This window comes from Erwinia sp. 9145 (assembly GCF_000745075.1).
GTDB classification, from domain to species: Bacteria; Pseudomonadota; Gammaproteobacteria; order Enterobacterales; family Enterobacteriaceae; genus Erwinia; species Erwinia oleae.
The window spans coordinates 203,758-230,642 of record NZ_JQNE01000001.1 but is presented as its reverse complement, the minus strand read 5'-3'; the positions used below and the strand labels follow the sequence as shown (position 1 = coordinate 230,642).

General features: G+C 55.6%; 27 protein-coding genes. 6 read left to right on the top strand and 21 right to left on the bottom strand.

Annotated elements, in window-relative coordinates; all coding sequences use genetic code 11:
- Positions 1–202: 202 nt before the first annotated feature.
- A complete protein-coding gene (locus FA91_RS01120; RefSeq protein WP_034911758.1) occupies positions 203–2,167 on the top strand; it encodes a bifunctional 2',3'-cyclic-nucleotide 2'-phosphodiesterase/3'-nucleotidase in 1,965 nt (654 codons plus the stop codon).
- An 88-nt stretch (positions 2,168–2,255) separates the two neighbouring features.
- On the opposite strand, the gene FA91_RS01115 is transcribed toward FA91_RS01120, so the two are convergent.
- A complete protein-coding gene (locus FA91_RS01115) occupies positions 2,256–2,504 on the bottom strand; it encodes a hypothetical protein (protein WP_034911755.1) in 249 nt (82 codons plus the stop codon).
- A 279-nt stretch (positions 2,505–2,783) separates the two neighbouring features.
- Positions 2,784–3,404 (bottom strand): FKBP-type peptidyl-prolyl cis-trans isomerase, encoded by a 621-nt coding sequence (gene fklB, locus FA91_RS01110; RefSeq protein ID WP_034911752.1) that lies wholly within the window; start codon positions 3,402–3,404, stop codon positions 2,784–2,786.
- 292 nt (positions 3,405–3,696) lie between these two features.
- Between fklB and FA91_RS01105 the strand changes: the two genes are divergently transcribed.
- On the top strand, positions 3,697–4,236 hold the full coding sequence (locus FA91_RS01105) for a LysM-like peptidoglycan-binding domain-containing protein (protein WP_034911749.1): 540 nt from the start codon (positions 3,697–3,699) through the stop codon (positions 4,234–4,236).
- Positions 4,237–4,307: 71 nt separating this feature from the next.
- Here FA91_RS01105 and rplI read toward each other — a convergent pair whose 3' ends face one another.
- Genes rplI through rpsF form a run of 4 tightly spaced genes read right to left on the bottom strand, consistent with a single transcriptional unit; the run spans position 4,308 to position 5,744 of the window.
- Positions 4,308–4,760, bottom strand: coding sequence for a 50S ribosomal protein L9 (gene rplI, locus FA91_RS01100; protein WP_034911746.1), 453 nt, complete (start codon positions 4,758–4,760; stop codon positions 4,308–4,310).
- 38 nt (positions 4,761–4,798) lie between these two features.
- Positions 4,799–5,026, bottom strand: coding sequence for a 30S ribosomal protein S18 (gene rpsR / locus FA91_RS01095; protein ID WP_000135199.1), 228 nt, complete (start codon positions 5,024–5,026; stop codon positions 4,799–4,801).
- Between the two features lie 4 nt (positions 5,027–5,030).
- Positions 5,031–5,348 (bottom strand): primosomal replication protein N, encoded by a 318-nt coding sequence (gene priB / locus FA91_RS01090; RefSeq protein WP_034918765.1) that lies wholly within the window; start codon positions 5,346–5,348, stop codon positions 5,031–5,033.
- Between the two features lie 6 nt (positions 5,349–5,354).
- On the bottom strand, positions 5,355–5,744 hold the full coding sequence (gene rpsF / locus FA91_RS01085) for a 30S ribosomal protein S6 (RefSeq protein WP_034911740.1): 390 nt from the start codon (positions 5,742–5,744) through the stop codon (positions 5,355–5,357).
- A gap of 367 nt (positions 5,745–6,111) precedes the next feature.
- Between rpsF and FA91_RS01080 the strand changes: the two genes are divergently transcribed.
- Entirely contained in the window at positions 6,112–6,306 is a 195-nt protein-coding gene (locus FA91_RS01080) for a hypothetical protein (RefSeq protein WP_034911738.1), read from the top strand.
- A 4-nt stretch (positions 6,307–6,310) separates the two neighbouring features.
- Here the strand turns inward: FA91_RS01080 and yjfP are convergent, their stop codons facing one another.
- Positions 6,311–7,060 carry an esterase gene (gene yjfP / locus FA91_RS01075; RefSeq protein ID WP_034911735.1) on the bottom strand — a complete coding sequence of 250 codons (750 nt, stop codon included), beginning with the start codon at positions 7,058–7,060 and terminating at the stop codon, positions 6,311–6,313.
- A gap of 118 nt (positions 7,061–7,178) precedes the next feature.
- Between yjfP and FA91_RS01070 the strand changes: the two genes are divergently transcribed.
- Both FA91_RS01070 and bsmA read left to right on the top strand, forming a co-directional pair.
- The gene (locus FA91_RS01070) at positions 7,179–9,113 is read left to right on the top strand and encodes a Cache 3/Cache 2 fusion domain-containing protein (protein ID WP_034911733.1); all 1,935 of its coding nucleotides are present in this window, start codon (positions 7,179–7,181) and stop codon (positions 9,111–9,113) included.
- 54 nt (positions 9,114–9,167) lie between these two features.
- Entirely contained in the window at positions 9,168–9,491 is a 324-nt protein-coding gene (bsmA, locus tag FA91_RS01065) for a biofilm peroxide resistance protein BsmA (protein WP_034911732.1), read from the top strand.
- A gap of 22 nt (positions 9,492–9,513) precedes the next feature.
- On the opposite strand, the gene rlmB is transcribed toward bsmA, so the two are convergent.
- From rlmB to nnr, 14 genes are all read right to left on the bottom strand, one after another.
- The gene (gene rlmB, locus FA91_RS01060) at positions 9,514–10,248 is read right to left on the bottom strand and encodes a 23S rRNA (guanosine(2251)-2'-O)-methyltransferase RlmB (protein WP_034911729.1); all 735 of its coding nucleotides are present in this window, start codon (positions 10,246–10,248) and stop codon (positions 9,514–9,516) included.
- A gap of 24 nt (positions 10,249–10,272) precedes the next feature.
- The gene (gene rnr, locus FA91_RS01055; RefSeq protein ID WP_034911728.1) at positions 10,273–12,711 is read right to left on the bottom strand and encodes a ribonuclease R; all 2,439 of its coding nucleotides are present in this window, start codon (positions 12,709–12,711) and stop codon (positions 10,273–10,275) included.
- Between the two features lie 19 nt (positions 12,712–12,730).
- Positions 12,731–13,174, bottom strand: coding sequence for a nitric oxide-sensing transcriptional repressor NsrR (nsrR, locus tag FA91_RS01050; protein WP_034911724.1), 444 nt, complete (start codon positions 13,172–13,174; stop codon positions 12,731–12,733).
- 177 nt (positions 13,175–13,351) lie between these two features.
- Positions 13,352–14,650: an adenylosuccinate synthase gene (locus tag FA91_RS01045; protein WP_034911722.1), complete on the bottom strand. Its 1,299-nt coding sequence runs from the start codon at positions 14,648–14,650 to the stop codon at positions 13,352–13,354.
- A 153-nt stretch (positions 14,651–14,803) separates the two neighbouring features.
- On the bottom strand, positions 14,804–15,004 hold the full coding sequence (locus FA91_RS01040; protein ID WP_034918763.1) for a DUF2065 domain-containing protein: 201 nt from the start codon (positions 15,002–15,004) through the stop codon (positions 14,804–14,806).
- A 64-nt stretch (positions 15,005–15,068) separates the two neighbouring features.
- Positions 15,069–16,073: a protease modulator HflC gene (gene hflC / locus FA91_RS01035; protein WP_034911719.1), complete on the bottom strand. Its 1,005-nt coding sequence runs from the start codon at positions 16,071–16,073 to the stop codon at positions 15,069–15,071.
- A gap of 3 nt (positions 16,074–16,076) precedes the next feature.
- Positions 16,077–17,321: an FtsH protease activity modulator HflK gene (gene hflK / locus FA91_RS01030; RefSeq protein ID WP_034911716.1), complete on the bottom strand. Its 1,245-nt coding sequence runs from the start codon at positions 17,319–17,321 to the stop codon at positions 16,077–16,079.
- A gap of 69 nt (positions 17,322–17,390) precedes the next feature.
- On the bottom strand, positions 17,391–18,671 hold the full coding sequence (hflX, locus tag FA91_RS01025; protein WP_034911713.1) for a ribosome rescue GTPase HflX: 1,281 nt from the start codon (positions 18,669–18,671) through the stop codon (positions 17,391–17,393).
- A 184-nt stretch (positions 18,672–18,855) separates the two neighbouring features.
- The gene (hfq, locus tag FA91_RS01020; RefSeq protein ID WP_034911711.1) at positions 18,856–19,167 is read right to left on the bottom strand and encodes an RNA chaperone Hfq; all 312 of its coding nucleotides are present in this window, start codon (positions 19,165–19,167) and stop codon (positions 18,856–18,858) included.
- A gap of 102 nt (positions 19,168–19,269) precedes the next feature.
- Positions 19,270–20,220 (bottom strand): tRNA (adenosine(37)-N6)-dimethylallyltransferase MiaA, encoded by a 951-nt coding sequence (gene miaA, locus FA91_RS01015; protein WP_034911708.1) that lies wholly within the window; start codon positions 20,218–20,220, stop codon positions 19,270–19,272.
- Complete coding sequence (mutL, locus tag FA91_RS01010) at positions 20,213–22,045, bottom strand: DNA mismatch repair endonuclease MutL (protein WP_034911705.1); 1,833 nt, start codon at positions 22,043–22,045, stop codon at positions 20,213–20,215. Before mutL ends, miaA begins: the two co-directional genes overlap by 8 nt.
- Before the next feature lie 17 nt (positions 22,046–22,062).
- On the bottom strand, positions 22,063–23,718 hold the full coding sequence (gene amiB, locus FA91_RS01005) for an N-acetylmuramoyl-L-alanine amidase AmiB (protein ID WP_034911702.1): 1,656 nt from the start codon (positions 23,716–23,718) through the stop codon (positions 22,063–22,065).
- Entirely contained in the window at positions 23,715–24,194 is a 480-nt protein-coding gene (gene tsaE, locus FA91_RS01000) for a tRNA (adenosine(37)-N6)-threonylcarbamoyltransferase complex ATPase subunit type 1 TsaE (protein ID WP_034911700.1), read from the bottom strand. The genes amiB and tsaE overlap by 4 nt, the downstream gene beginning before the upstream one ends.
- Entirely contained in the window at positions 24,163–25,713 is a 1,551-nt protein-coding gene (gene nnr, locus FA91_RS00995; protein WP_034911698.1) for a bifunctional ADP-dependent NAD(P)H-hydrate dehydratase/NAD(P)H-hydrate epimerase, read from the bottom strand. Before nnr ends, tsaE begins: the two co-directional genes overlap by 32 nt.
- Here nnr and queG point away from each other — a divergent pair.
- Positions 25,712–26,851 carry a tRNA epoxyqueuosine(34) reductase QueG gene (gene queG, locus FA91_RS00990; protein ID WP_034911697.1) on the top strand — a complete coding sequence of 380 codons (1,140 nt, stop codon included), beginning with the start codon at positions 25,712–25,714 and terminating at the stop codon, positions 26,849–26,851. The two genes, nnr and queG, sit on opposite strands and share 2 nt — an antisense overlap.
- Positions 26,852–26,885 lie beyond the last annotated feature (34 nt).

Genomic DNA, 26,885 nt, shown 5'->3' with positions numbered 1-26,885 from the left:
TCGGCCGGAGAATCCTGATACCTGCCGCTGTGGCGGGCAAACGTTCTTTCTCTGATCATAGCAGCCAGGCGCAATATCAAGAAGTGCGCTGATAAACAAAGAAATTTTGTTATTGATCACATAACGATGAAACTTAAGATAACAACCTTACAAAAATTTGAGATGTTTAAGCGCATTGCAACACACTGACATGGAGAGAAAGATGAAAAAGCCCTGCATGACGCTGATGGCGCTGCTGGTCAGCACAACGATCCACGCCGCAACGGTGGATTTTCGCCTGCTGGAAACCACCGATCTGCACAGCAACATGATGGATTTCGATTATTACAAGGATGCGCCGACCGAGAAGTTCGGGCTGGTGCGTACCGCCACGCTGATCAACGCGGCACGCAAAGAGGCGACCAACAGCGTGCTGGTTGATAACGGCGACGTCATCCAGGGCAGCCCCCTGGGTGATTATATGGCGGCAAAAGGATTACAGAAAGGTGATGTGCATCCGGTGTATAAAGCGCTCAATACGCTGAATTACACCGTGGGTAACCTGGGAAACCACGAGTTTAACTACGGGCTGGACTATCTACATAAAGCCATCAGCGGCGCGCGCTTTCCTTATATCAATGCCAATATTATCGATGTGAAAACCGGCAAGCCGTTGTTCACGCCTTATCTGATCAAAGAGCTTGAGGTTTCTGACCGCGAGGGCAAAACGCATTCGTTAAAAGTAGGCTTTATTGGTTTTGTTCCGCCGCAAATCATGGTGTGGGACAAAAAAAATCTCAGCGGTAAGGTGACGGTAAACGATATTACGGAAACGGCGCGCCGCTGGGTGCCGGAAATGCGTAAACAGGGTGCCGATCTGGTAGTGGCCATTACCCATTCCGGGTTGTCGGGCGATCCTTATAAAGCGATGGCGGAGAACTCCGTTTATTACCTCAGCCAGGTGCCCGGAATTGACGCCATCATGTTTGGTCACGCCCATGCCGTTTTCCCCGGCAAAGATTTTGCCGCTATCAAGGGCGCTGACATTTCAGCAGGAACGCTCAATGGCGTACCGGCGGTGATGCCGGGTATGTGGGGCGATCATTTGGGTATTGTGGATTTGGTGCTGAATAATGAGGCCGGCCGCTGGCAGGTGAGCAGTGCGAAAGCACAGGCGCGCCCGATCTATGATAAAGCGGCGAAGAAGTCGCTGGCGGCGGAAGATCCGGCGCTGGTTAGCCTGCTGGCGCCCGACCACAAGGCAACCCGCGAGTTTGTCAGTAAGCCCATCGGCAAGGCGGCCGATGTGATGTACAGCTATTTATCGCTGGTCCAGGACGATCCGACGGTACAGATCGTCAATAATGCCCAGCGCGACTATGTGAAGCATTTTATTCAGGGCGATCCTGATTTAGCCGCCTTGCCCGTATTGTCTGCCGCTGCGCCGTTTAAAGCGGGCGGGCGTAAAAACGATCCGGCCAGCTATGTTGAGGTTGAGAAAGGCCAGCTCACCTTCCGCAATGCCGCCGATCTCTATCTCTATCCCAATACGCTGGTGGTGATGAAAGTCAGCGGAAAAGAGGTAAAAGAGTGGCTGGAGTGCTCTGCGGGACAGTTTAACCAGATCGATACCGCCAGCAGTAAGCCGCAGGCGCTGATAAACTGGAACTTCCGGACGTATAATTTCGATGTTATCGACGGCGTGAACTACCGTATCGACGTGACGCAGCCGGCACGTTATGACGCGGAATGCCAGATGATTAATGAGAACGCCTCACGGATCACCGACCTGACCTATGAAGGCAAACCCATCGATCCCGCAGCAACTTTCCTGGTGGCAACCAATAACTATCGTGCTTATGGCGGCAAATTCGCCGGAACGGGAGAATCGCATGTTGCTTTTGCCTCGCCGGATGAGAATCGTAGCGTGGTAGCAGCGTATATCAGTGCGCAGACAAAATCACAGGGAGAAGTAAAACCACAGGCGGATAATAACTGGAAGCTAAGGACGATTACCAGCCAAATGCCGCTGGATATACGTTTTGAAACCTCGCCGGGAGAAAAAGCCAGCGCGTTTATACGTCAGCATGCACAATATCCACTGCATCCCAAAGGAACAGATGAAATTGGCTTTGCCATTTATCAGCTTGATCTTCAGAAAGAGGCTGTCGGACGTGAAGGTGAATAAGAAGAGGACGTAATTGCCTTCCGCTTTGCAATAACAAACCAGCTTTAAAGTCAGAGCTGGTTTGTATCCAGAGGGGCAGAACAGTTTATTAAGCTTTACCCGCTTTCAGGCTTTTTGCCCAATCAACGATACCGCGAATACCCTGAGCCATGTCGTTAATAGCGCCAATGATATTAAAATCAAGGATGCTGCCAATCCCTTTTCCCAGCAGGCTGGCTGACTCAGCTACCGCTTCGCTAACAGCGGTACCAATTGCTTTACCCATCTGCTCACCAATATCACCAAAAAAACCCGCGCCTGAAACATGGGAAATTTCTTTAGTATTTAGCTCACGCATTTTATACTCTCCATATATTAATTCGCTTTAATCATTAAAGCGAATTAATATTACACCTTTTGTTTATTGGAGATCAAATAGTAATTTATTGATATTTAAACTTATTAACTGGTTAAAAACAGTCAACTATCAGCGCATTCTGGAAAGAGAGGCATGAACATTTCTCACATAATAAATGAAATAAACTTCATATGAATATTATTTTATTAATAAAAAAGCCAGCGGCGGAGAGCACACTGGCCTGTTAAGCGAGTAATAATGTCATCCCACGCTTAATACTTACAGAATTTCCAACAGTTCAACTTCAAATATTAGCGTACTGAAAGGCGGAATGGACGCGCCAGCACCGCGCTCGCCGTAGGCCAGATTTTGTGGGATAACCAGTTCCCATTTGGAACCAACCGGCATCAGCGTCAGCGCCTCGATCCAGCCAGGAATAACGCCGCTTACCGGAAACTCTGCGGGTTCGCCGCGCTGAACGGAACTGTCAAAGACAGAGCCGTCAATCAGTTTGCCGGTATAGTGAACGCGTACGCGATCCTGACGTGAAGGGATAGCGCCCTCGCCCTGCTTCAGCACGCTGAACTGAAGGCCTGACTCAGTGCTGCTCACGCCGTCACGTTTCGCGTTCTCTTCCAGATAGGTTTGCCCTTCCGCCGCCATCGCCTGCTGACGCTCACGACGGACGCTGTCGGCGCGCTCATGGACTTCACGCAGCGCACGATGCACAACGTCGACCGGCACCGCTGGCGCATTCCCTTCCAGTGCGTCACGTAAACCGGCCAACAGCGCCTCAGGCTCCAGGCCCTGAAGGCCGGACTCCAGCAGCTGCTGACCAACCTGTAAACCGATTCCGTAGCTCGCCTGCGCTTCTACACTGTCAAAAGAAGGAGTGGACATGAGTTTTCCTTTCATAATAGAAAAATGAAGACGAAGCATAACAGCGCAGGCAACGGCCGTAAAATTTCATCGTCTTCAGGTGACTTTCCCCGCTGAAAAGTAAACAATATGAGCATCTCACAAACGGAATAAACTCCGTACGGACAACGCGTTATCAGCTATATTTGAGGTCAATATGGGCCATCCTGCCCGCAGGCGAAGGAAAAGCCAGCCGCTTTCGTTCAACGACGTTTTACGTCGGGTGACGAAATGCACACTATTTACGCGAGAGTCGCGCCAGGAGGACGACACCATGCCCAACACGTCTCCAGCACTACAGTTCTTCAAGCGGATCTGGCATCTGCCGGAATCGGTGCGCTGGATGGATCCGCTGCCGCCCTTTCACCGCCGCGCCATCATTGTTGCCGTGCTGGTGGTGCTGCTGGCCTTCCTCTGGCCGTCTCCCGCGCCGCAGCAGCAAACTCAGCGGCAGCCGGATAAGCCGCTCGCTAATAACGCGCCGCCAATGCAGGCTGAGATTGTCGGCGAACAGCCCGGGAAAGCGGCGCCTGCCGCCACCCCGGACTCTCAGGGCGCATGGCGAGATTATCAGGTCGCATCAGGACAGACCCTTGCGCAGCTTTTCCGCGACAATGGGTTGCCGGTTAATGACGTATTTGCAATGGCACAGGTGGAAGGCAATGACAAGCCGCTGAGCAATCTGCAAACCGGCCAGACGGTGAAAATTCGTCAAAATGCGCAGGGTGTGATTACCGGCCTGACCGTGGAGAGCGCAGGTGCAGAGGTGTTATTTACGCGTCAGCCGGATGGTACGTTTCTTCGCGCGCAGTAGAGTTACGGCAATCGACAAAAACAAAAACGCCGGCGCGAGGCCGGCGTTTTTTATGCGTTACCTGAAGCCTGTTAAGCTTCAGCAACGATGTTGACAACCAGTTTAGCGAAGACTTCGCTGTGAACCTGGAAGTCCACTTCGTGCTCACCGGTAGTACGCAGAACGCCGTTTGGCAGGCGAACTTCGCTTTTGCTCACTTCAACGCCAGCCGCTGTTACAGCGTCAGCGATGTCGCGAGTACCGATGGAACCGAACAGTTTACCGCCGTCACCGGATTTGGTGGTGATGGTAACGTTGCCCAGCGCGTTGATTTTCTCAGCGCGTGCATTTGCCGCAGCCTGAGTGTCAGCCAGTTTGGCTTCCAGCTCTGCGCGACGTGCTTCGAAGAACTCAACGTTTTTCTTAGTAGCAGGAACAGCTTTGCCCTGTGGTACCAGGAAGTTACGAGCATAGCCCGCTTTAACATTAACCTGATCGCCCAGAGTGCCCAGGTTTGCTACTTTATCAAGCAGAATAACTTGCATTACCTTATCCTCTTAAAGTCGTTAATGGACAACAGCCGTTACTGATGACGATCGGTATACGGCAGCAGAGACAGGTAACGCGCGCGCTTGATAGCACGAGCCAGCTGACGCTGGTATTTTGCGCGAGTACCGGTAATACGGCTCGGTACAATCTTACCGCTTTCAGTGATGTAGTTTTTCAGCGTTGCGATATCTTTATAATCGATCTCTTGAACGCCTTCCGCGGTGAAACGGCAGAACTTGCGACGACGGAAATAACGTGCCATTAGGCTAGTCTCCAGAATCTATCAATTCAATCTGCTCGGCATGCAGCACCGTTTTATTCAGTCCATTGCGGCCTTGATGGCAGCTGATGAAACCTGAAACGATGAGCAGCGTGCCGACCGTTATACTTTGAGTAAGTGCCTGATGGGCCTTGCCGCTGATAATCACCGGCATCCGACACCAGGCTTGCCGGTTAAAACCGGCTTCCATCTGCTGTGAACGATGCTCAAGCACGAACTGGCAGTGTGGAATACCTGACGGGCTCACTTTTCGCATCGGCGTCTTGCACACGGTGCCAGACAGCGTCAGTCGATTGGCCGTCACGGTCAATTACTCTTCAGAATCCCCAGCATCATCCGAGGTTTCGTTAGCAAAATCTTCACGACGCTCGCGGCGCTCGTCTTTCGCTTTAACCATTGGAGAAGCTTCAGTTACCGCGTGCTTAACGCGCATAACCATGCTGCGGATAACGGCGTCGTTGAAGCGGAAGTTAGTTTCCAGCTCATCGATCGCTTCCTGCGGCGCTTCAACGTTCAGCAGAACGTAGTGAGCTTTGTGCAGTTTGTTGATCGGATAAGCCAGCTGACGGCGGCCCCAGTCTTCCAGACGATGGATCGTGCCTTCTGCACCGGTGATAGCACCCGTGTAACGCTCGATCATGCCAGGAACCTGTTCGCTTTGGTCAGGGTGAACCATAAATACGATTTCGTAATGACGCATCGAATTTGCTCCTTACGGATTATTCAGCCTCCTGTCAGGGTCAGCCGTGGCCCATGGAAGCAAGGAACGTTAAAGGTTGTGTAAAACAACCTGAGATTACGGCTGAAAAATTGACGCGTAATAATACTGGCGGAGTGCCGGAAACTCAAGGCAAAGTCGCGGTAAAAGATAAATTAGTCAGGTGATGAAAAATCACAGCCAGAGAACGCGCTGCTTATTTTCAGATATCAAACAGTTAAAGAAACAGGCCCGGCAACAACCAATAAAAAGCAAGAATTACTAATACCTTTTTATTGCAGGCGCGCTAAGCTTAACAGGTTATGTCCCGGCGCCGCCGAAAGCGCCAGCCAGATTGTGGAGTTATCGCATGAAAACCATCGCAATCGCCCTCTTACTCGGGATCGAACTTTCCACATCCGCCTTTGCCAGTACAACTGGCTGCGCGCAACAGGTGAAAAGCTACACCAGCAAAGCGGCGAACAGCTACGTCTATATCAACCGGCTCGTCTCTCCGACGGAAGCAGCCTCACCCGGCGTTCCGGCGACAGCGGAACGACTTTAACAGGTCATAAATGATGCCGGAAAAACGCCACCAGCGTATCCAGCGCCGGTGGCGTAATACGATGTCCAACACCCTTTTCAGTAATAAAAGTGAGCTGTTGGTTCAGGTTCGCTTCGCGCATCGCGTTTTCCAGCCGGACGCTTTCTGCCACCGGCACCACCTCATCCGCCTCGCCGTGCCATATCAGCAGCGGCCTGTCGGCGATTTTCGCCAACTGATGGCTGACCTCGTAGTCAGCCAGCGGCGCTGTGCGTGCTTCAAACGCTGTTTGTTCATCGGGCGTTTTTTGCGTCAGCGGAGGAAACAGCGTCTGTGAGAGCGACATAAAATAGCCCGATCCCATCATGCAGGCGACGCTGGCGATCTGCGGATTGCGCGCCATGGCGCCCAGCGCCGTCATCCCGCCCATTGAGGCGCCTGCCACCGCGAATCGTCCCCCTTCCACCAGCGCTTGCTGACGAAGGGCCGTTTCGAGCAGGGGCGTTTCGTCAATATTTTGCCTGAGGATCTCCCAGAAACAACCGAGCCGGTAATCAGCATCGCCGCCGTAACGAGAGCCGTGCTGATCGGCATCCGGCATCACCACGCGAAAGCCCGCGTTGGCCAGCCCGACTGCGGCCCAGGCGTACACCTCTTTCGACGAGGTAAAGCCGTGCCAGAAAACAACGGTCGGCAACGGCGCGTGTCGTTTTGCGGCTGGCGCGGCGTGCAGGCATTCGATACCGGCAAAAATTTCTGTACTGACTTCAATCATGGAACGCTCCTTTAAAAAGCATCGCAAAATTATCGCATTTACAACCTGCCACACTAAATTTTTTACGAAAATTGCCGTTAACCGTTACAACCCACTTTCATCCTTTACAGGCTAACCTATGAAACACTTCTCATTGGGCCGCTGGAGCCTTGGCGTCAAGCTGTCGGCGATTGCCTCTGCCACGGTGGCCGTGCTGTTTCTGATCCTGACGCTGGCCCTGACGCATAATGCATCGCGCCAGATGGAGAGTCTGACCCAACAGAACATGGAAAATCAGGTCAGCGGCATCAGTGATATGGCCAGCATGTTTAACAGTACGCTGGGCGAAGAAGTCGCGAACTATATGATGCTGCTTCAAAGCTTCCTTCCCAAGCGCTTCTCACTGGATAATACGCAGCCCATCACCGTTGGCACCGAACAGGTAGGTACACTGCGTGCGGGCCTGAAGACGCTGAACCTTGATCAGGTGATGGTGGACGACTTCCAACAGCGTACCGGCGCCATCTCAACCATTTTTGTACGCACCGGTGATGATTTCCTGCGTATTTCCACTTCGCTGCGTACCGAGAACGGCGAGCGCGCTGTCGGCACGCGCCTTGATCGCGGCGGTCCGGTCTGGAAGCTGGCGCTGAACGGCGACACTTATCAGGGCGTGACGATGCTGTTTGGCAAACGCTATATCACCCAGTATCAACCCGTTAAAGACAGCAGCGGCAAGGTAATCGGCATCCTGTTCGTTGGCGTGGACATCACCAAACAGTATGCGCTTATTCGGGATAAAGTTTTAAGCCGAAAACTGGGCGATAGCGGACGCTTCTCTGTGTTGAGCAGCGCGCCCGGCAAAACGCACGGCCAGTTTATTTTTCATCCCACGCTCGAAGGCAAACAGCCTGACTGGCCCGCCGACTTTCAGGCGCGGCTACTGACGCAGACGAACGGTGCAGAAGAGTTACAGGAAGAGGATGACCACGCACAGATTATCACCTGGCAACGGTTACCAGGCTGGAACTGGGTGATCATCGGTGAGGTGGACAAGGCCAGTCTGCTGGCGCCCATTAACCATATCCGTAATCTGTTTCTGCTGATTGGCGCCGCGCTGGTGGTGCTGTTCGCCCTCACCTTTGCCATTACCACCCGCCGCTGGCTCAGCAGGCCGTTGCAGCAGGTCATTGAGCTGGCGCGCCACTACTCCTCAGGTAACCTGCTGGCTACGCTGGAAACAACGCGTCATGATGAAGTAGGCCAGTTGATTACCGCCATTAACGGTATCGGCGACGGTCTGGAGCGCGTGGTTTTTCAGGTTCGCGGCGCCGCGCAGGAGATAAGCAGCGGCACGGATGCCATTGCGCTGGGTAGCGAGAACATCAGCGAACAGATTTCACGCCAGGCCAGCAGCGTTGAGCAAACCTCGGCCAGCATGGAGGAGATCAGCGCGACCGTTGCGCAAAATGCCGCTAACGTCACACAGGCGCTGATGCTGGTCGGCGAGGCCGCCACGGCGGTTCAGCATGGCGGTGAAACCGTTTCGCGCTCGGTAATGACGATGACGGACATCAAAAGCGCCTCACAAAATATTGCGGATATCACTCAGGTTATCGAATCTATCGCTTTCCAGACCAATATTCTGGCGCTTAACGCTGCGGTCGAAGCCGCCCGCGCCGGAGAACATGGCAAAGGCTTTGCCGTGGTGGCGGCGGAAGTGCGTGCGCTGGCGCAGCGCAGCGCGCAGGCGGCGAAAGAGATCAACACGCTCATCGATAACTCGCTTGGTCAAATCGTGCAGGGCTACACGCTCTCTGAGCAGACACAGCAGGCAATGGCGGAGATCACCGGACGCATCGAGCAGGTAAAAACGCTGATGAGTGAAATCGACGTGGCCTCAAAAGAGCAGGCTGCCGGTATTGGCCAGGTGAATCAGGCGATGACGCATATCGGACAGGCCACGCATCAGAGCACCGAACTGGTGGCCGCTTCCGGGCAAACCGCTCATGAACTGAGTCGAAAAGGTCACCATTTGACGCAACTGGTCAGCATCTTTACCGTCAAAGCCTGAAATCCCGCAGGGATGGCTTACACTTAAAGGCCATCCCTGTTAAAAGGCCACATCATGCGCCGCTTTGTTCCCTTGATCGTCACACTTCTGCTTGCGGGCTGTAGCCTGTTTGCTACCACGCCGCAGCCCGCGCCCGCGCCGACCGCTCAGGCACAGGAAATCACGCGCGCGCAAACGGGCGGGCTGACGCGTCTGGGCAGCATCAGCGTGCAGGAGCGCGGTTCACCGGATGATGCCCAGCGAGCGATTAAGGCGAAGGCGAATGAGGCGGGCGCGAACTATTATGTGGTGCAGCTGGTCAGCGAAACCGTTATCCCTGGCGTCTGGTACGCAACGGCGGTGCTTTACGCAACAGCAAACGGCGGCGCGCAGCCGTAGCTGGCGCTGCCGTTGTTAGCGTTTAACCGCGCCGCTGACGCACGGCTTCAAACAGGCAGATGCCGGTTGCTACCGATACATTCAGCGAAGAGACGCTGCCCGCCATCGGTATGCTGATCAGCTCGTCGCAGTGCTCGCGCGTCAGGCGGCGCATGCCTTCGCCTTCTGCGCCCATCACCAGCGCCATCGGGCCGGTCATTTTGCTCTGAAACAGGGAGTGATCCGCTTCGCCTGCGGTGCCCACCAGCCAGACATTCGCTTCCTGAAGCACGCGCATGGTGCGCGCCAGATTGGTCACGCGGATCAGCGGCACGTTTTCCGCCGCGCCGCTGGCCACTTTCTTCGCCGTGGCGTTCAGGGTGGCCGATCGATCGCGCGGCACAATTACCGCATGCACGCCCGCCGCATCGGCGCTGCGCAGGCAGGCGCCGAGGTTGTGCGGATCGGTGACGCCATCAAGGATCAGTAAAAACGGCGAATCCAGACTCTCCAGCAGGTCAGGAAGATCCGCCTCCTGATACTGACGGCCCGGCTTAACGCGCGCCACGATCCCCTGATGCACCGCGCCTTCTGCCTGGCTGTCCAGCCACTGACGGCTGGCGATCTGAATCACCAGCCCCTGCGCTTCCAGCGCTTTCACCAGCGGTTGCAGGCGACGATCGTCGCGCCCTTTCAGAATAAAAACTTCCTGAAAGCGCTGCGGATCGCGCTCCAGCAGCGCCTGTACAGCATGGATGCCAAAAACAATTTCACTCATTCACGTTACTCAACAAATTATCGCTTATTCAGCTTTCTTCGCAGCACGCTTCGAACGCGTGGCCTGCGCAATTTTGCGTGTTTTGTCCGACGGCTTTTTGGTTTTTTCAGGCCGTCCGGCGGTCGCATTTTCTTTCTCTTTCGGCGCGCGAAACGCGCTGTCAGGTTCGAAGTTTTTCCCTTTGCGCTGCTCGCGACGGCGTCTGCCGCTGTTTGGCGCTGCGGCGCCTCTCTTCGTCCGTTCGCGCTCGGTCTTGCCTTCGCTACGCGGCCTGCGTCCGCCTGAAATCAGCGCGAAATCGATTTTGCGCTCTTCCATGTGCACGGCCTCGACACGCACTTCTACCGCGTCGCCCAGGCGCCAGGACTTGCCGCCGGACTCGCCCACCAGCCGCTGACCCACCGCGTCGAAGCGGTAGTAATCGTTATCCAGCGTGGAGACGTGAACCAGTCCGTCAATAAACAGATCGGTCAGGCGCACGAAGAAACCGAAACCGGTGACGCTGGAGATGACGCCGCTGAAGGTTTCGCCCACCTGGTCCTGCATAAAGTCGCACTTCAGCCAGTCGGCAACGTCGCGGGTGGCTTCATCCGCGCGCCGTTCGGTCAGAGAGCAGTGCTGACCCAGTTGCAACATCTGTTGCAGATCGTAGTGCCAGCCGCCGCCCGGCGTGGTTTCACCCTTCAGCGTCCCGTTCTCTTTCGCCAGCAGATATTTGATGGCGCGATGCAGCAGCAGATCGGGATAGCGGCGGATCGGCGAGGTGAAGTGCGCATAGGACGCCAGTGCCAGGCCAAAATGGCCGCGGTTTTCCGGATCGTAAACCGCCTGTTTCATCGAGCGCAGCAGCATGGTTTGCAGCATTTCATGATCGGGCCGATGCGCAATCTGCGTCAGCAGCTCCGCGTAATCCAGCGGATGCGGTTTGGCACCGCCGCCCAGCGACAGGCCCAGCTCGTTCAACACGGAACGGAAGCTTTTTACGTTCTCTTCGCTCGGACGATCGTGATCGCGGAACAGCGCCGGTTCGTTGTTTTTCTCGACATAGCGCGCAGAAGCGATGTTTGCCAGGATCATGCACTCTTCGATCAGCTTGTGGGCGTCGTTGCGTGAAACCTGTTCCACGCGCTCGATACGGCGTTCGGCATTAAAAATAAACTTCGCCTCTTCCGTTTCAAACGAGATGCCGCCGCGTTGCTCGCGCGCCTTATCCAGCACCAGATACATGCGGTGCAGCTCTTCGAGATCTTTCACCAGCGGCTGATACTGTTCGCGCAGCGCCTGATCGCCCTGGAGAATGCTCCACACTTTGTTATAGGTCAGGCGCGCCCAGGAGTTCATTACCGCTTCATAGTGCTTGTAGCCGGTGAGTTTGCCGGTAGCGGAGATGGTCATTTCGCATACCATACACAGGCGATCCACCTGCGGATTGAGCGAGCACAGGCCGTTGGAGAGCACTTCAGGCAGCATCGGCACAACCTGAGAAGGGAAGTAGACCGAGGTGCCGCGGTTCACCGCTTCGTCATCCAGCGGCGTGCCGGGACGCACATAGTAACTGACATCGGCAATGGCCACCCACAGACGCCAGCCGCCGCCGCGTTTTCTTTCACAGAAAACGGCATCGTCAAAGTCGCGAGCGTCTTCACCGTCAATGGTCACCAGCGGGAGATCGCGCAGATCCACGCGCCCTGCTTTCGCCTCTTCCGGCACCTCTTCTTTCAGCTTAGCGATCTGCTGCTCAAGCTCCGGCGGCCAGCTATGCGGAATATCGTGGGTGCGCAGCGCCATCTCAACGGCCATGCCGGTACCCATATTGTCGCCCAGCACTTCGATAATGTTACCGACGGCTTTGCTGCGGCGGGTAGGACGCTGGGTCAGCTCGACCACCACCACAGAGCCCATGCGGGCATTCATCAGCGACTCGGGCGGAATGAGAATATCGAAGCTCAGACGACCATCGTCCGGCACCACGAAGCCAACGCCCGCCTCGGTAAAGTAGCGACCAACGATTTGATTGTTACGCGGCTCCAGCACGCGAACCACGCGCGCCTCGCGGCGGCCCTTGCGATCGGCGCCCATTGCCTGCGCCAGGATCACGTCGCCATGCATACACATTTTCATCTGCTCGGCAGAGAGGTAAAGATCGTCTTTACTGCCTTCGATGCGTAAAAAGCCAAAACCGTCGCGATGGCCGATAACTTTACCGCGCAGCAGATCGAGGCGCTCCGGCAGCGCATAGCACTGGCGGCGAGTAAAGACTAACTGTCCATCGCGCTCCATCGCGCGCAGACGACGTCGCAACGCTTCAATCTGCTCTTCATCAGAGATGGACAGCTCTTCGGCCAGCTCTTCGCGGCTGGCCGGTTTTTCACGTTTATCGAGATGGGAAAGGATAAATTCACGACTGGGAATGGGGTTGTCGTATTTTTCCGCTTCCCGTTCCTTAAATGGATCTTGTGACATGTCGGTTCCTCCGTTGTCATCAGATGCTGAGTGAAGGACGTTCACCCAACAACAAGTGATAGAGCGGCTGATTGTCTTCAATCATATCGGCCAGCGTATAACCGTCCAATATGGCAAGAAAATTCTGTACCGCCTCGTTCAGCGCCTTTTTTAAGCGGCAGGCTGAGGTAATGTGGCAAAAATCGGTGTGGCAGTTAACCAGCTGGAGCGGCTCCATATCGCGCACCACCTGACCAATCACAATTTCCGACGCCGGTTTGCCAAGTTTAATCCCGCCGTTTTTACCGCGCGCGGCCGCCACGTAACCTGCCCGGCTAAGTTGATTGATAATTTTGACCATATGGTTACGCGATACGCCATAGGTTTCAGTCACCTCGGTGATGCTGGTCAGTTTGCCCGGCGGCAAAGTGGCCATGAAAATCAGCGCTCGTAATCCATAATCGGTAAAACTGGTTAGCTGCACGATGACCTCAAAGCGCGATATATAACGCGGTAACTGCCGCTATTTGATAATTAACAGGAATATTATTGATGATAATAAACCAGCCTCTGCCGTCAGGCCTCGTTTATTTGGAAAATCATCGGCGGGAAAACAACGCAATAAGCAAAAGGCCGGGAAAACCCGGCCTCAGTAGCAGCGTTATGCATCAAATGGATCGCGCAGGATCATCGTTTCACTGCGATCCGGGCCGGTTGAGATGATATCGACCGGCACGCCGGTAAGCGCTTCAACGCGCTTGATGTAGTCGCGCGCCGCCTGGGGCAACCCTTCCAGCGTTTTCACGCCAAAGGTGTTTTCGCTCCAGCCCGGCAGGGTTTCGTAAATCGGCTCAATCCCTTCCCAGCCTTCTGCCGCCAGCGGCGTGGTGGTGACTTCCCGGCCATCAGGCATGCGGTACGCCACGCAAATTTTTACCTCATTCAGGCCATCCAGCACGTCCAGTTTGGTCATACAGAAACCGGACAGTGAGTTGATCTGCACGGCACGACGCACGGCAACCGCGTCCAGCCAGCCGGTGCGGCGACGGCGGCCGGTAGTGGCGCCAAACTCGTTACCTTTTTTACACAGGAACTCACCGGTTTCGTCGAAAAGCTCAGTAGGGAACGGGCCTGCACCGACGCGGGTTGAGTAGGCTTTAACAATACCCAGCACGTAATCTACGTAGCGCGGGCCGATACCGGAACCCGTTGCCACGCCGCCTGCGGTGGTGTTTGACGAGGTGACAAAAGGATAAGTGCCATGATCGATATCCAGCAGCGTGCCCTGAGCGCCCTCAAACATAATCAGGTCGCCGCGCTGGCGTGCGCCGTCGAGCAGTTCAGAGACGTCAACCACCATGCCAGTGAGAATATCGGCGATAGCCATGATATCGCTGAGCACCGTGTCATAGTCGACGGCCTCTTCTTTGTAGTAATTCACCAGCTGGAAGTTGTGATAATCCATCACCTCTTTCAACTTATCGGCAAACGTCTCTTTATTGAACAGATCGCCAACGCGCAGGCCGCGACGGGCGACTTTGTCTTCATAAGCCGGGCCGATGCCGCGACCGGTGGTGCCGATAGCTTTCGCGCCGCGCGCTTTTTCGCGCGCCACGTCCAGCGCAACGTGATATTCAAGAATGAGCGGGCAGGCTTCAGAAATAAACAGACGCTCACGTACCGGGAAGCCGCGATCCTCCAGACCTTTCATCTCTTTCATCAGCGCAGCAGGCGACAGCACAACACCGTTACCGATGATGCTGGTTACATTTTCGCGCAGGATGCCAGAGGGAATTAAGTGGAGTACGGTTTTTTCACCGTTGATGACTAGCGTATGGCCAGCGTTATGACCGCCCTGGTAGCGCACAACGTATTTAGCACGCTCAGTCAGCAGATCAACTATCTTTCCTTTACCTTCGTCACCCCATTGGGTGCCCAGTACGACGACGTTCTTACCCATTTCTCAAAATCACCGATTGCTTAAAAATGGATTCTAACACCGTAAAGTGTCTCTTTCAGCTGTTTTAACCGCCAATTGGCGACTTTTTTGCCCGCAGCACCGCAAATAACCTGGCAATTGCAGAGCCGCTAAAACCGGTGAACCGCGACGTTTTTACCCGCCGTTTCGTGCTGAAACCATATAGTAGATCACCGCGCCTGCCACCACTAAACCGCCGCCAAAGCGACGAAGCACCGTATCGGGAAGCTGCGCCATCGCGAGTATCATTCGACGCCAGATGCGCGGCAACAACACCGGCCCTAAACCTTCTAAAACCAGCACCAACGCCAGCGCCATCCAAATGGTTGGGTTCATTTCGTTATCCGATAAATACAAAAAAAAAGGCCGGATTATCCGGCCTTCAATTTATAGCAGATTCTTAGCGCGTGGCGTTAGAGGGCGATTTCATAAAGCGGAAGAAATCGCTGTCCGGGCTGAGAACCATGACGTCCTGACTGCTCTGGAAGCTGTTGTCGTAGGCGCGCAGACTACGGATAAAGGCGTAGAAGTCAGGATCCTGACTGAACGCATCAGCGAACAGCTTAGCCGCTTCGGCGTCGCCTTCACCACGCGTAATCAGCGCGGTACGTTGCGCTTCCGCCAGCGTGCGGGTCACTTCGTAATCCGCACCCGCACGCAGTTTCTCGGCCTCTTCCTGCCCCTGCGAGCGCTGGCTGCGAGCAACGGCTTCACGTTCGGCGCGCATACGGTTGTAGATGGCGTCTGACACCTCAGTAGGCAGGTTGATCTGCTTGATCCGTACGTCCACCACCTGAATGCCCAGCGCAGCCATGCTGTTAGGATTCACTTTCGGCGCGTCGCCGGTGGTTTCACGCTCAACGCGCGCGGCCACAGAGGCGATGGCGTCGTCGGCAGCCGGCGTTGCAACCTCGTCATCTTTACCTGACGTGCCGGTATTCAGCGCGTCGCGTACGTCGGTGGTCAGCCGTCCACGCGAATCGGTAACGATATCCTTCACGTCGAGACGACCAATTTCAGATCGCAGACGGTCGCTGAACTTACGCTTCAGCAGCACTTCCGCCTGAGAAACATCGCCGCCGCCCGTTGCCAGGTAGTAACGGCTGAAGTCGCTGATGCGCCACTTAATGTAAGAATCGACAATCAGATCTTTTTTCTCTTTGGTGACAAAGCGATCCGCCTGGTTATCCATGGTCTGGATACGCGCGTCCAGCGACTTTACCGATTCCAGGAAAGGGATCTTAAAGTGCAGGCCGGGCGCATACACCAGCGGTTTGTTTTCATCATCGCGCAGAACTTTGCCGAAGCGCATCACAATGCCGCGCTGGCCTTCCTGAACAACAAACAGTGACGCGTAAAGCAGCACCAGTACAACTACTAATAATACGATCAATGGCTTACGCATCGATTAATCCCTCCCCTGGCGCTGGGTATCGTTGCGCTGAGCGTTTACCCGGCGCTGATCCATGATGTCGCCCGGACTGAACGACGAACTTCCGCTGGCGCGTTCATTGCTGCCGGAAGCAGGCGGCAGCCGCAGCAGACTGGAACTGTTGTCGCGCGCAGCACCGGCCCCTGCGTCATTCTGACCACGCATGAGCTGATCGAGCGGAAGCACCATCAGGTTGTTGCCTTTATCGTTAACCAGCACCTTGCGGGTGTGGCTGAGCACGCGTTCCATTGTTTCAATATAGAGACGTTCACGGGTGATTTCCGGCGCGGCTTTATACTCCGGCAGAAGTTTGGCAAAACGCGCCACTTCACCCTGCGCTTCCAGAACGGTACGCGATTTGTAAGCGCGCGCCTCTTCAAGAATACGCTGTGCCTGACCGTTCGCACGCGGCTGGACCTCATTGGCATAGGCTTCCGCCTCACGTACGTACTGCTCGCGGTTTTCACGCGCGGCAATCGCATCGTCAAACGCGGCCTTAACCTCTTCCGGCGGACGCGCAGCCTGGAAGTTCACGTCCAACAGCGTAATGCCCATATCGTAAGGACGAATGGTCTCTTCCAGTTCGCGCTGGGTTTCGCTACGCACCACGGTACGCCCTTCGGTCAGGATGCGATCCATGGAAGAACGGCCGATTACGCCGCGCAGCGCGCTGTCAGTGGCCTGACGCAGGCTGTCGTCTGCGCTGGTGACAGCGAACAGATAGCGTTCAGGATTGGTCACGCGATACTGAACGTTCATCTCCACGCGCACCACATTCTCATCTGAGGTGAGCATGGTGCCGGATGCCGCCAGCTCGCGTACGGCCTCAACGTTAACCGCCCGGACCTGATCGATAAAGGTGGGTTTCCAGTTCAGGCCTGGCTCCACCAGATGGCTGAATTTGCCAAAGCGCGTGACCACGCCGCGTTCCGCTTCCTTAATGGTATAGAAACCGCTGGCGGCCCAAATGACTACCGCCGCCACCACAACGATCCCAAGCACGCGTCCGCCGCGTCCGGGTGTACGCTGTCCGCTGCCGCTATCGTTTTTACCACCGCCAAAGCCGCCAAGCTTTTTGCTCAGCTTGCGAAAAATATCATCCAAATCGGGTGGCCCTTTATCGCGCCCTCCCTTATTTCCCCCAGAGTTGCCGCCTTGATTATTGCTGCTTCCCCACGGGTCGCGGTCCTGTCCGTTATTTCCGGGCTGATTCCACGCCATGTTTATACTCCATTAATTGTGTATGCGGTGGTATCCCAAAACCGGGATACGCGTATCAGGCAAAATCAGTCAAACAATGTATTCCACCAGCGTCGGTTCCTGTTTACACAGGCGACGCCAGTCGACGACAGGCATGCGGATATGCAAACCCACGCTGCCGTCATCTTCATTCCACTCTTTTTCAATAGCCTGAAGCTGATAAAAGCGGCTGCGCAATCGCCCGGCTTCAGGCGGCAAACGCAAATCGTACTGTGCTATGTCGCCGGCCAGCCGCTCGGTGAGCGCCTCAAACAGCAACGGAATCCCTTCGCCCGTTTGCGCTGAAAGCCAGACGCGAACCGGAATATTTTCCTCATTGCGATCGATACGCGGGACAAAATCTTCCAGCATATCGATTTTATTCATTACCAGTAGTGACGGGATCTCGTCAGATTCAATTTCTTCCAGCACAATATCGACCGCCTTGATATTTTCATCAACGCGGTTATCGGCCGCATCAATCACATGCAGCAGCAGCGCCGCCTGGCGCGTTTCCTGAAGCGTGGCCTTAAAGGCGGCAACTAAATCGTGCGGAAGATGGCGGATGAACCCAACCGTGTCCGCCAGTACCACTTCGCCGACGTCTGCGACGTCAACACGGCGGAGCGTGGGATCCAGAGTGGCAAAGAGCTGATCGGCGGCATAAACGTCGGCCGAAGTCAGACGGTTAAACAGCGTCGATTTACCGGCGTTGGTATAACCCACCAGCGACACCGTGGGCACATCGGCTTTGTTACGCGACTGTCGTCCCTGGTCACGCTGCTTTTCAACGCGTTCCAGTCGGGAAAGGATTAATGTAATGCGATTGCGCAGCAAACGGCGGTCGGTTTCAAGCTGCGTCTCGCCCGGCCCACGCAGGCCGATACCGCCTTTCTGACGTTCGAGATGCGTCCAGCCGCGTACCAGACGCGTGGCAAGATGTCGAAGCTGCGCCAGCTCGACCTGCAATTTACCTTCATGCGTACGCGCCCGCTGGGCAAAAATATCCAGGATCAGCCCGGTACGATCGATAACGCGGCACTGACACAGTGCCTCAAGGTTACGCTCCTGCGCCGGACTAAGGGCGTGATCGAAGAGCACCACGGAAGCGCCGGATGTTTTCACCGCTTCGGCGATTTCAATGGCCTTCCCTTCGCCAACAAAATATTTAGGATGGGGGGATTTGCGGCTGCCTGTTACCACTCGCAGCGCCTCGACACCCGAAGAAGATACCAGGGTTTCAAATTCCTGAAGATCTTCCATATCTCTGTCTTGAGAGAAATAGATGTGCACCAGTACGGCCTGCTCACCGGCATCATAACGGTCAAACAAACTTAAAACCTCTCAGAACCTTGTTAAACCTGCTACACAATGGCCATACTGCGTGGAAATCAGATTCAAATTGCGCGTTTCGTTAAGTAAAAGCCGCATAATATTCTGCCGCTTTGGCTGTAAAAACCGGCTTAAGACCTACCTGGTCGGGAACGATCACGCCCCCGCCGGGTAAAATCCACACTTACTCTGTGTCGTCACTGTCTTGCTGAGGCTGCGAAGACGCCCCCTGATTACTGCCACCGTGATGATAGTTATTGCTTCCGCCACCCGTATTATTACTATGATGGGAGACCGGACGGGACGGAACTACGGTTGAGATAGCGTGCTTATATACCATCTGGCTCACCGTGTTTTTTAATAAAATTACAAACTGATCAAACGACTCAATCTGACCCTGAAGTTTGATGCCGTTTACCAAATAAATCGAAACCGGAACCCGTTCGCGACGCAGTGCGTTCAGGAACGGGTCTTGCAATGATTGCCCCTTAGCCATTCTATCTTTTCCTTATATGCTTGTTGTTTGTTGCTTAAGAACCTGTCGGCCCTGAAATACAGCGTAAAAAATTGCGCAGGATAACGTACCAATTGTACACATTCACCCAGTGTTCGCATCAAGAACCTGTAATACTCTGACCAGCGCGGCGTCAGGTTGTTCGCTATTGAGCCAGTGAACACCGTCCCAGCCACGTAGCCAGGTCATCTGACGCTTCGCTAATTGCCGGGTTGCGCAAATTCCCCGATAAACCATGTCATCGTAATCGATCTCGCCAGCCAGATATGACCACATCTGGCGATAGCCGACACAACGAATGGAAGGCAGGTCCGTATGCAAATCTTCTCGTGCAAAAAGCGCCCGAGCCTCCGTTTCAAATCCTGACGCCAACATCTGCATGAAACGCTGTTCAATACGTTGATGGAGCTGTTCGCGCTGCAAAGGGGCAATCGCAAATTGAGTCACATCGTATGACAACGCCTCGCCTGAAGTTTTAGTCAGTTCCGTTAAAGTGTTACCCGAAATAAAAAAAACTTCCAGTGCTCGCGAGAGTCTCTGCGGATCATTCGGATGAATACGATTCGCTGCCGTGGGATCTATTTCACATAACTGACGGTGCAGCGCGTCCCACCCGCGCTCGCTCGCCATTTGCTCAATACGCTGACGCACCTCAGGATCGGCCGGGGGCAATGGCGACAATCCTTCCAGTAACGCCTTGTAGTAGAGCATGGTACCGCCAACAAGCAGCGGAATTCGCCCGCGTTGGGTAATTTCCGCCATTTCAACCAGCGCATCGCGACGAAACTCCGCGGCTGAGTAAGCCTCAGCGGGATCGCGAATGTCCAGTAAACGATGGGGCGCAAGCCGCAGCTCTTCTGCGGAAGGCTTGGCCGTGCCGATGTCCATTCCCCGATAGATAAGGGCGGAATCGACGCTAATCAACTCAACCGGCAACCGCTGGCGTAAGGCCATCGCCAGCGCGGTTTTACCGGAAGCCGTTGGCCCCATTAAAAAGATAGCCTTTGGTCGGCCAGCCTTGGATGTTTCACTCATGCTTCAGGGCGTTCAACGCCGGTTCCAGATCGATATACTGTAAAAGGCCAGAAGGCGGCGATTTCATCAGTTGCGGACAAAGTCTTTCAACCTCTGCCAGCAGCGCAATCGCCTGCGAGTGATTCCAGTGCGGATGTTCAATCGCCGAATGACGCGCCAGCCACTGCGCCACCTGCAAAACTGTCACATCCTGCTGTCCGGCTAAATAGCCTAACAGGTCTGGAATCAAGATTTGTAAATTTTGTTGGCGCAATGGTAAAGGCACCGCGCGCAGCGTGACGTGATGTCCATCAATATCAACGTCAACGCCCATTTTCACCAGTAACGAATGAAAGCGGGCAAGCGCATCGCGATCGGTTTTGTCGACCTTCATACGCAGTGGGATCAGCAGCGGCTGCGGCTTGAGTCCGTCTTCGCCGGGTTCAAGCTGCGCCTGTTTCAGCCAGCGCTCAACAACGGCGAGCGAAATAAGCGCCAGCCTGTCGCCCCTTTCAACCAGCGCGAAGCCGTTCTGCACCACGCTCAGCACGCGGCCAAAGCTCTGCTGGTGACCAGCCAGCGGCGCCTCTGCGACAGGGGAAGGCGCAGGCTCCTGCGAGGCGGGTTTGTCACCCACTTTCATCAGTTGCTGATAAAGCGCGCCTTCGCGTTTCTGGTAGGTGGGCTGCTCCTGACGCTGAGCACCAAAACCTTTCTGCGCGCCGCCGCCTCGAGACGCCCCTGTCGCAGCGCGCGGCGCAGCCGGCGTGACCGGCAGCGAAAAGTGATTGCCACCCGCCGCCTGACGATTTTCCGGTTGCGCCCGCGCGGGCGACGTGCCGGACGGTACGGTTTCCTGTAGGGCAGTGGCTACGCCCTGATAGATAAAATCATGCACCAGCCTTGACTGATGAAAGCGCACTTCGTGCTTGGCCGGATGTACGTTGACATCAACCTGGTGCGGGTCAATCTCAAGGTAAAGCACGTAGGCGGGCTGATGATCGTCGCCCAGCCGATCCAGATACGCCTGGCGAATGGCGTGATTGATCAACCGATCGCGCATCATCCGCCCGTTGACGTAGCAATATTGTAAATCGGTGATTGCGCGCGAACCGGCCGGATCGGCGACCCAGCCATGCAGACTGAGATCGCCATGCTGCCATTCAATGCGCAGGGCGTGCTCCAGAAAAGCGGTACCGCAAATTGAACCCAGTCGCCGCTCGCGCTGGCTCGCCTCGCTGACGGCGCGATACTGTCGGATGAGCTTGCCGTTATGCGTCAGTGAGAACGCGACATCAAACCTCGCCAGCGCGATACGCCGGATGATTTCATCAATGTGCGTAAACTCCGTTTTCTCCGTACGCATAAACTTGCGGCGGGCGGGCGTGTTGTAAAACAGATCAAGCACTTCCAGCGTGGTGCCGACCGGGTGCGCCGCCGGTTTTACCGTCACCGCCATTTCGCGTCCTTCCGCGTACGCCTGCCAGGCTTCGCTTTGCGCCTGCGTGCGTGAAGTCAGCGTCAGGCGGGAAACCGAGCTGATGCTCGCCAGCGCTTCGCCGCGAAAACCAAGGCTCACAATCGCCTCCAGGTCATCCAGCGAGGTAATTTTACTGGTTGCATGGCGGGCCAGCGCCATCGCCAGCTCATCTTTAGTAATACCGCAGCCGTTGTCGCGGATGCGGATCAGCTTTGCGCCGCCCTTTTCGATCTCAACATCGATGCGCGTCGCCCCCGCGTCCAGACAGTTTTCTACCAGCTCTTTGACCACTGATGCCGGCCGCTCGACCACTTCTCCGGCGGCGATCTGATTGGCGAGCTGGGGAGGCAACACCTGAATGGGCATAACGATTCCTCGGTGGATTACGATGTAGGTATTTTCAGCGTCTGACCCAGCATGACGTTTTGCGTTTTCATCTTGTTCGCCTCCTGGATCGACTTCGCACTTACGCCGTAATGCGCGGCAATGGCGGTGAGGGAATCTCCCTGAACCACCTTGTGCCGCGCCGCTTTTTTCGGCGCGCTGACCGGCGTGCCGCCAGCAGGCACTTTCAGACGCTGACCGACCCAAACCACATCGCGTTTAAGGGCGTTCAGGTCACGCAGCGTCGCCATGCTCACGCCGTACTTCGCGGCAATACCGGACAGCGTTTCGCCACGCGCAACCACGTGGCGTTGGGTGGCGCCGGTATATTGCGTATTCGCCGGCGCGGGGTTGGGCTCTACGCTAACCGCCGCTGCGGACTGCAACGGTCGGTTTTCCTCCTTTGGGAGCGATTGTAGCGGGTGCGCCAGGAAGTAGTTGCGGAGTCCTTTGTAGATCGACTCGGCAATTTTCTCCTGGTATGCGCTACTGCCAAGCAGTCGCTCCTCCGAAGGATTACTGATAAAGCCGGTTTCAACCAGCAGTGAAGGGATATCCGGTGAACGCAGCACCCCAAGGCTCGCATGCTCAGGGCGACGCTTGTGCAGCGATCCGACGCGTTGGAGTTGAGCGATAACTTTTACAGCAACGTCGTAACCCACGCGCTGCGAATGGCCGAATTGCAAATCGAGCACGGCCTGGCTCAGGTAAGGATCGGCCTGGCTGTTTGCCAGCAGATCGCCCGCGCCGCCCAGTAACTCGGACTGTTTCTCATGTTGCTCCAGCCAGTTTGCCATCTCACTGTTGGCGCGCCGGTTAGAGAGCACCCAAACGGATGCGCCGGACGCGCTGCGATTTGGCGCGGCGTCGGCGTGGATGGAAACCAGCATGTTGGCATTTTGCTTACGCGCCACGTCCGAGCGGCCCATCACAGAGATAAAGTAGTCGCCGTCGCGAGTCATCACGCCTTTAAACATCGGATCGGCGTTCAGCAACGCTTTCAGCTTGCGCGCGATGGCGATGGTGACGTTTTTTTCTTTCAGTCCGCCCGGCCCCATTGCGCCAGGATCCTGCCCGCCGTGCCCGGCATCGATGGCTACAATCACCGAATCGTTGCCCTTGCTGGCGGTAGCGCCGGGCCTGACAACCTCGTTACCACTGCTGACAGCCGTAACCGGATTTGATTTGAACGGGTTTTCGGCTGGCGATGAAGGCGTCGGAACAGGTGCGGGAGAAACCTCAACCGGCTGTTTCGCCGCGGTGGTGCGCGAGCCGTTGATAGTAAACACCACGTTGTACGCGTTGCCGCTGCGCTGCGTGACCGCGCGGGTTTTCCCCGGCTGGGTCAGTTCAAACACCAGTCGAATGCTCTGATTATCTTTTGGCGTACTGGAACGAATGCGCTTAACGATGTTCTCACCGCTGAAGTTCAGCGGTAGCCCCTGAATAACGCCGCTCTGCCGCACGTCCAGCACGACACGACTGGGATTACTCAGCGGGAAAAAAGCATAAATCGGCTGACCACTAAAGCTCAGCGTAACGGTCGCGCTACTGCTGCCGTTGGACACTTTGATATCTGATAAATTTGCTGCCGAGCTGAAAAACGAACTCAATAAAAGCGCCAGTACTAAGCCAAACTTCATACGCAAATTCATTGCCCATCCTTATTTGTCGCGACCTGTTGCATCATCTCTTCGCCCGTTCTGGAGCAGGCGATAACCTCAGCCTTGCGCGTCTCTCCCTGATAACTGAGATGCAGTTCAATATCCGGCGCGGGCAGCACGCCAGCGCCTTTTTCCGGCCATTCGACCAGACAAAGCGCATCCTCGGTGAAATAATCACGAATGCCCATAAACTCGAGCTCTTCAGGATCGGCCAACCGATAAAGATCGAAGTGATAGACCCGCCTGTCGGGCAGAATGTAAGGCTCAACCAGCGTGTAGGTTGGGCTTTTCACGTTTCCCTGATGACCCAGCGCGTGCAGGAAGCCCCGGCTCAGGGTGGTTTTCCCCGCGCCGAGATCGCCATACAGATAAAGTGTGACAGCGCCCGCGCCGGCGGCACGGGCGAGGCTGGCGCCCAACGCGAGCGTGGCGGTTTCATCGGACAATGTGATTACGCTGGTCTTCATTCTTTTTATTTAACATCTCTGGATTAACAAACAAATAGAGTCTTGAAAACAGATCGGTGGCCAGCATTCCGCGTGTACCGTAGCTTTCCGCCACCGCCTCTGCGGCAGCGCCATGAGCCACGCATCCGGCGCAGGCCGCTTCATACGTCGAGAGCTTCTGGCCTAATAATCCGCCGATGATACCCGACAGCACATCACCCATCCCGCCGCTGCCCATTCCCGCGTTGCCTACATCGGCAATAGCTGTCTCACCGTCTGCGCTGGCGATAATCGTGCCCGCGCCTTTTAATACCGCCACGCCGCCATAGCGCTTTGCTAACTGTTGAGCTGAATGTAAGCGGTCACTCTCAATTTCGCTGACTTTAACATTCAGTAAACGCGCGGCCTCGCCCGGGTGAGGCGTGATAATTCGATTTTGACGTTTCTCCGGCCTGATTGCCAGCAGGTTAAGCGCATCAGCATCCCACAGCATCGGTTTCTGAGAATTTTCTACCTTTTGCAGCGCTTTTTTACCCCATTCGCCCTGGCCAAGCCCGGGTCCGATCACGATAACGTCGGCCCACTCCAGCGCATCATCAATAGCGTTGGTGGTCAGCTCCTGCACCATCAGTTCGGGTCGGGCAGTGACAAGCGGCGTAATATTATCTTTGTGAGTGAGTACTCGCACAAGCCCTGCGCCCGCGCGTAATGCGGCTTCGCCGGTCATGCGTATCGCACCCGCCGTCCCGTGATCGCCGCCAATAATCGCCAGCTTACCGTTATCGCCTTTATGCGAGGTGGGTTTTCGGGGTTTCAGCCAGCGGCTGAGCGACGTGGCGTCAAAGCGCGAAACGGGCGCGATTTGCCCGTTAAGCCAGGTATCGAGGGATAACGCATGAAAATGCAGTGTGCCTGTCACGTCGCGGGCTTTACCGGTGAGCAGGCCAGGTTTGAGTGCGATGAAGGTAAGCGTATGGTCAGCAACGATGACTTCGCCGGGCGTCGTTCCGTTAGCGGCCACTAACCCGGACGGGCAGTCTACTGCGAACACGGGCGCATCATGCTGATTAGCCTGCTGTATCAGCGCCCTGTAAGGTTCCTCAGGTGCACGATTGCCCCCGACGCCTAACAGAGCATCAACAATAACCTCCACTTTTTCCGGCCAGGGCGCGGAAGGATCGTGAAGGGTTCCGCCAGCCGCCAGCCAGGCATCGCGCGCTTGCTGTGCCTCTTCCGGCAGCGGTTTACTGCCTTCGCAGGCGATAACGCTGACCGTCAGTCCGGCGGATTGCGCCAGGCGCGCCACAATAAAACCGTCGCCGCCGTTGTTGCCGTGCCCACACAGGATCAGCCAGTGCTCTTTAGCAGGCCACAGCGCGCGGATTTTTGCAAAAGCAGCTTCTCCCGCGCGCTGCATCAGTTCAAACAACGTGATGCCAAGGCTGTCGGCCCCCTGTTGTTCAAGCTGTTTTATCGCCTCTACAGGCCAGACAGAATAGGGTAAACTAGCGGGGTTTTTTAGCGGGTTCAGGTTATTCATGTCGCATCCTCTCGATCTCAATCAACTCGCCCTCGACATTAAAAAATGGGGGCAGACGCTCGGCTTCCAGCAGGTCGGTATCTGCGATACCGATCTCAGCCCGGAAGAACCGCGGCTTCAGGCATGGCTCGACAAACAGTATCACGGCGAGATGGACTGGATGGCACGTCACGGCATGATGCGCGCGCGACCTCATGAACTTCTGCCCGGCACGCTGCGGGTCATCAGCGTGCGAATGAACTATCTGCCGGCCAGGGCCGCCTTTGCCAGCACCTTAAAAAATCCTCAGCTGGGCTATGTCAGCCGTTATGCGCTGGGGCGTGACTACCATAAAGTATTGCGCAATCGATTAAAAAAGCTCGGCGATATGATCCGTGAGCGCTGCGAAAGCGTGCAGTTTCGTCCTTTCGTCGATTCCGCACCGGTACTGGAAAGGCCGCTGGCTGCAAAAGCCGGGCTGGGCTGGACGGGCAAGCACTCGCTCATTCTCAATCGTGAAGCCGGTTCATGGTTTTTCCTCGGCGAACTGCTGATTGATCTGCCGCTGCCCGTTGACGCACCGCAGGCAGAACAGTGCGGACGCTGCGTTGCCTGCATCACCACCTGTCCGACGGGTGCCATCGTCGCGCCTTATACCGTCGATGCACGACGCTGCATCTCCTATCTGACGATTGAACTGGAAGGCGCTATACCTGAAGCGTTCAGACCGCTGATTGGCAACAGAATCTATGGATGTGACGACTGCCAGTTAATCTGCCCGTGGAATCGCTATGGTCAGCTTACCGACGAAGACGATTTCAGCCCCCGAGCGGTGCTGCATGCGCCCCCGTTAACCGCGCTTTTTCGCTGGGACGAGGCAACGTTTTTACGAATTACGGAAGGCTCAGCCATTCGGCGGATTGGTCATCTGCGCTGGCTGCGCAATATCGCGGTTGCACTGGGCAATGCGCCCTGGTCGGAGGAAGCGGTAGAGGTGTTGACGGCTCGTCACGGCGAAAACGCCATGTTGGATGAACATATTGAGTGGGCGCTGACGCGTCAGCGGGAGAAAAGGCAGCAAAATGCTATTGAGGTAACGCCCGCACAACATAAACGTCTGGTGCGTGCGGTTGAAAAAGGGTTACCGCGTGACGCCTGAATAACGCACATGCCTGTTTGCTGACCGTTAAGTT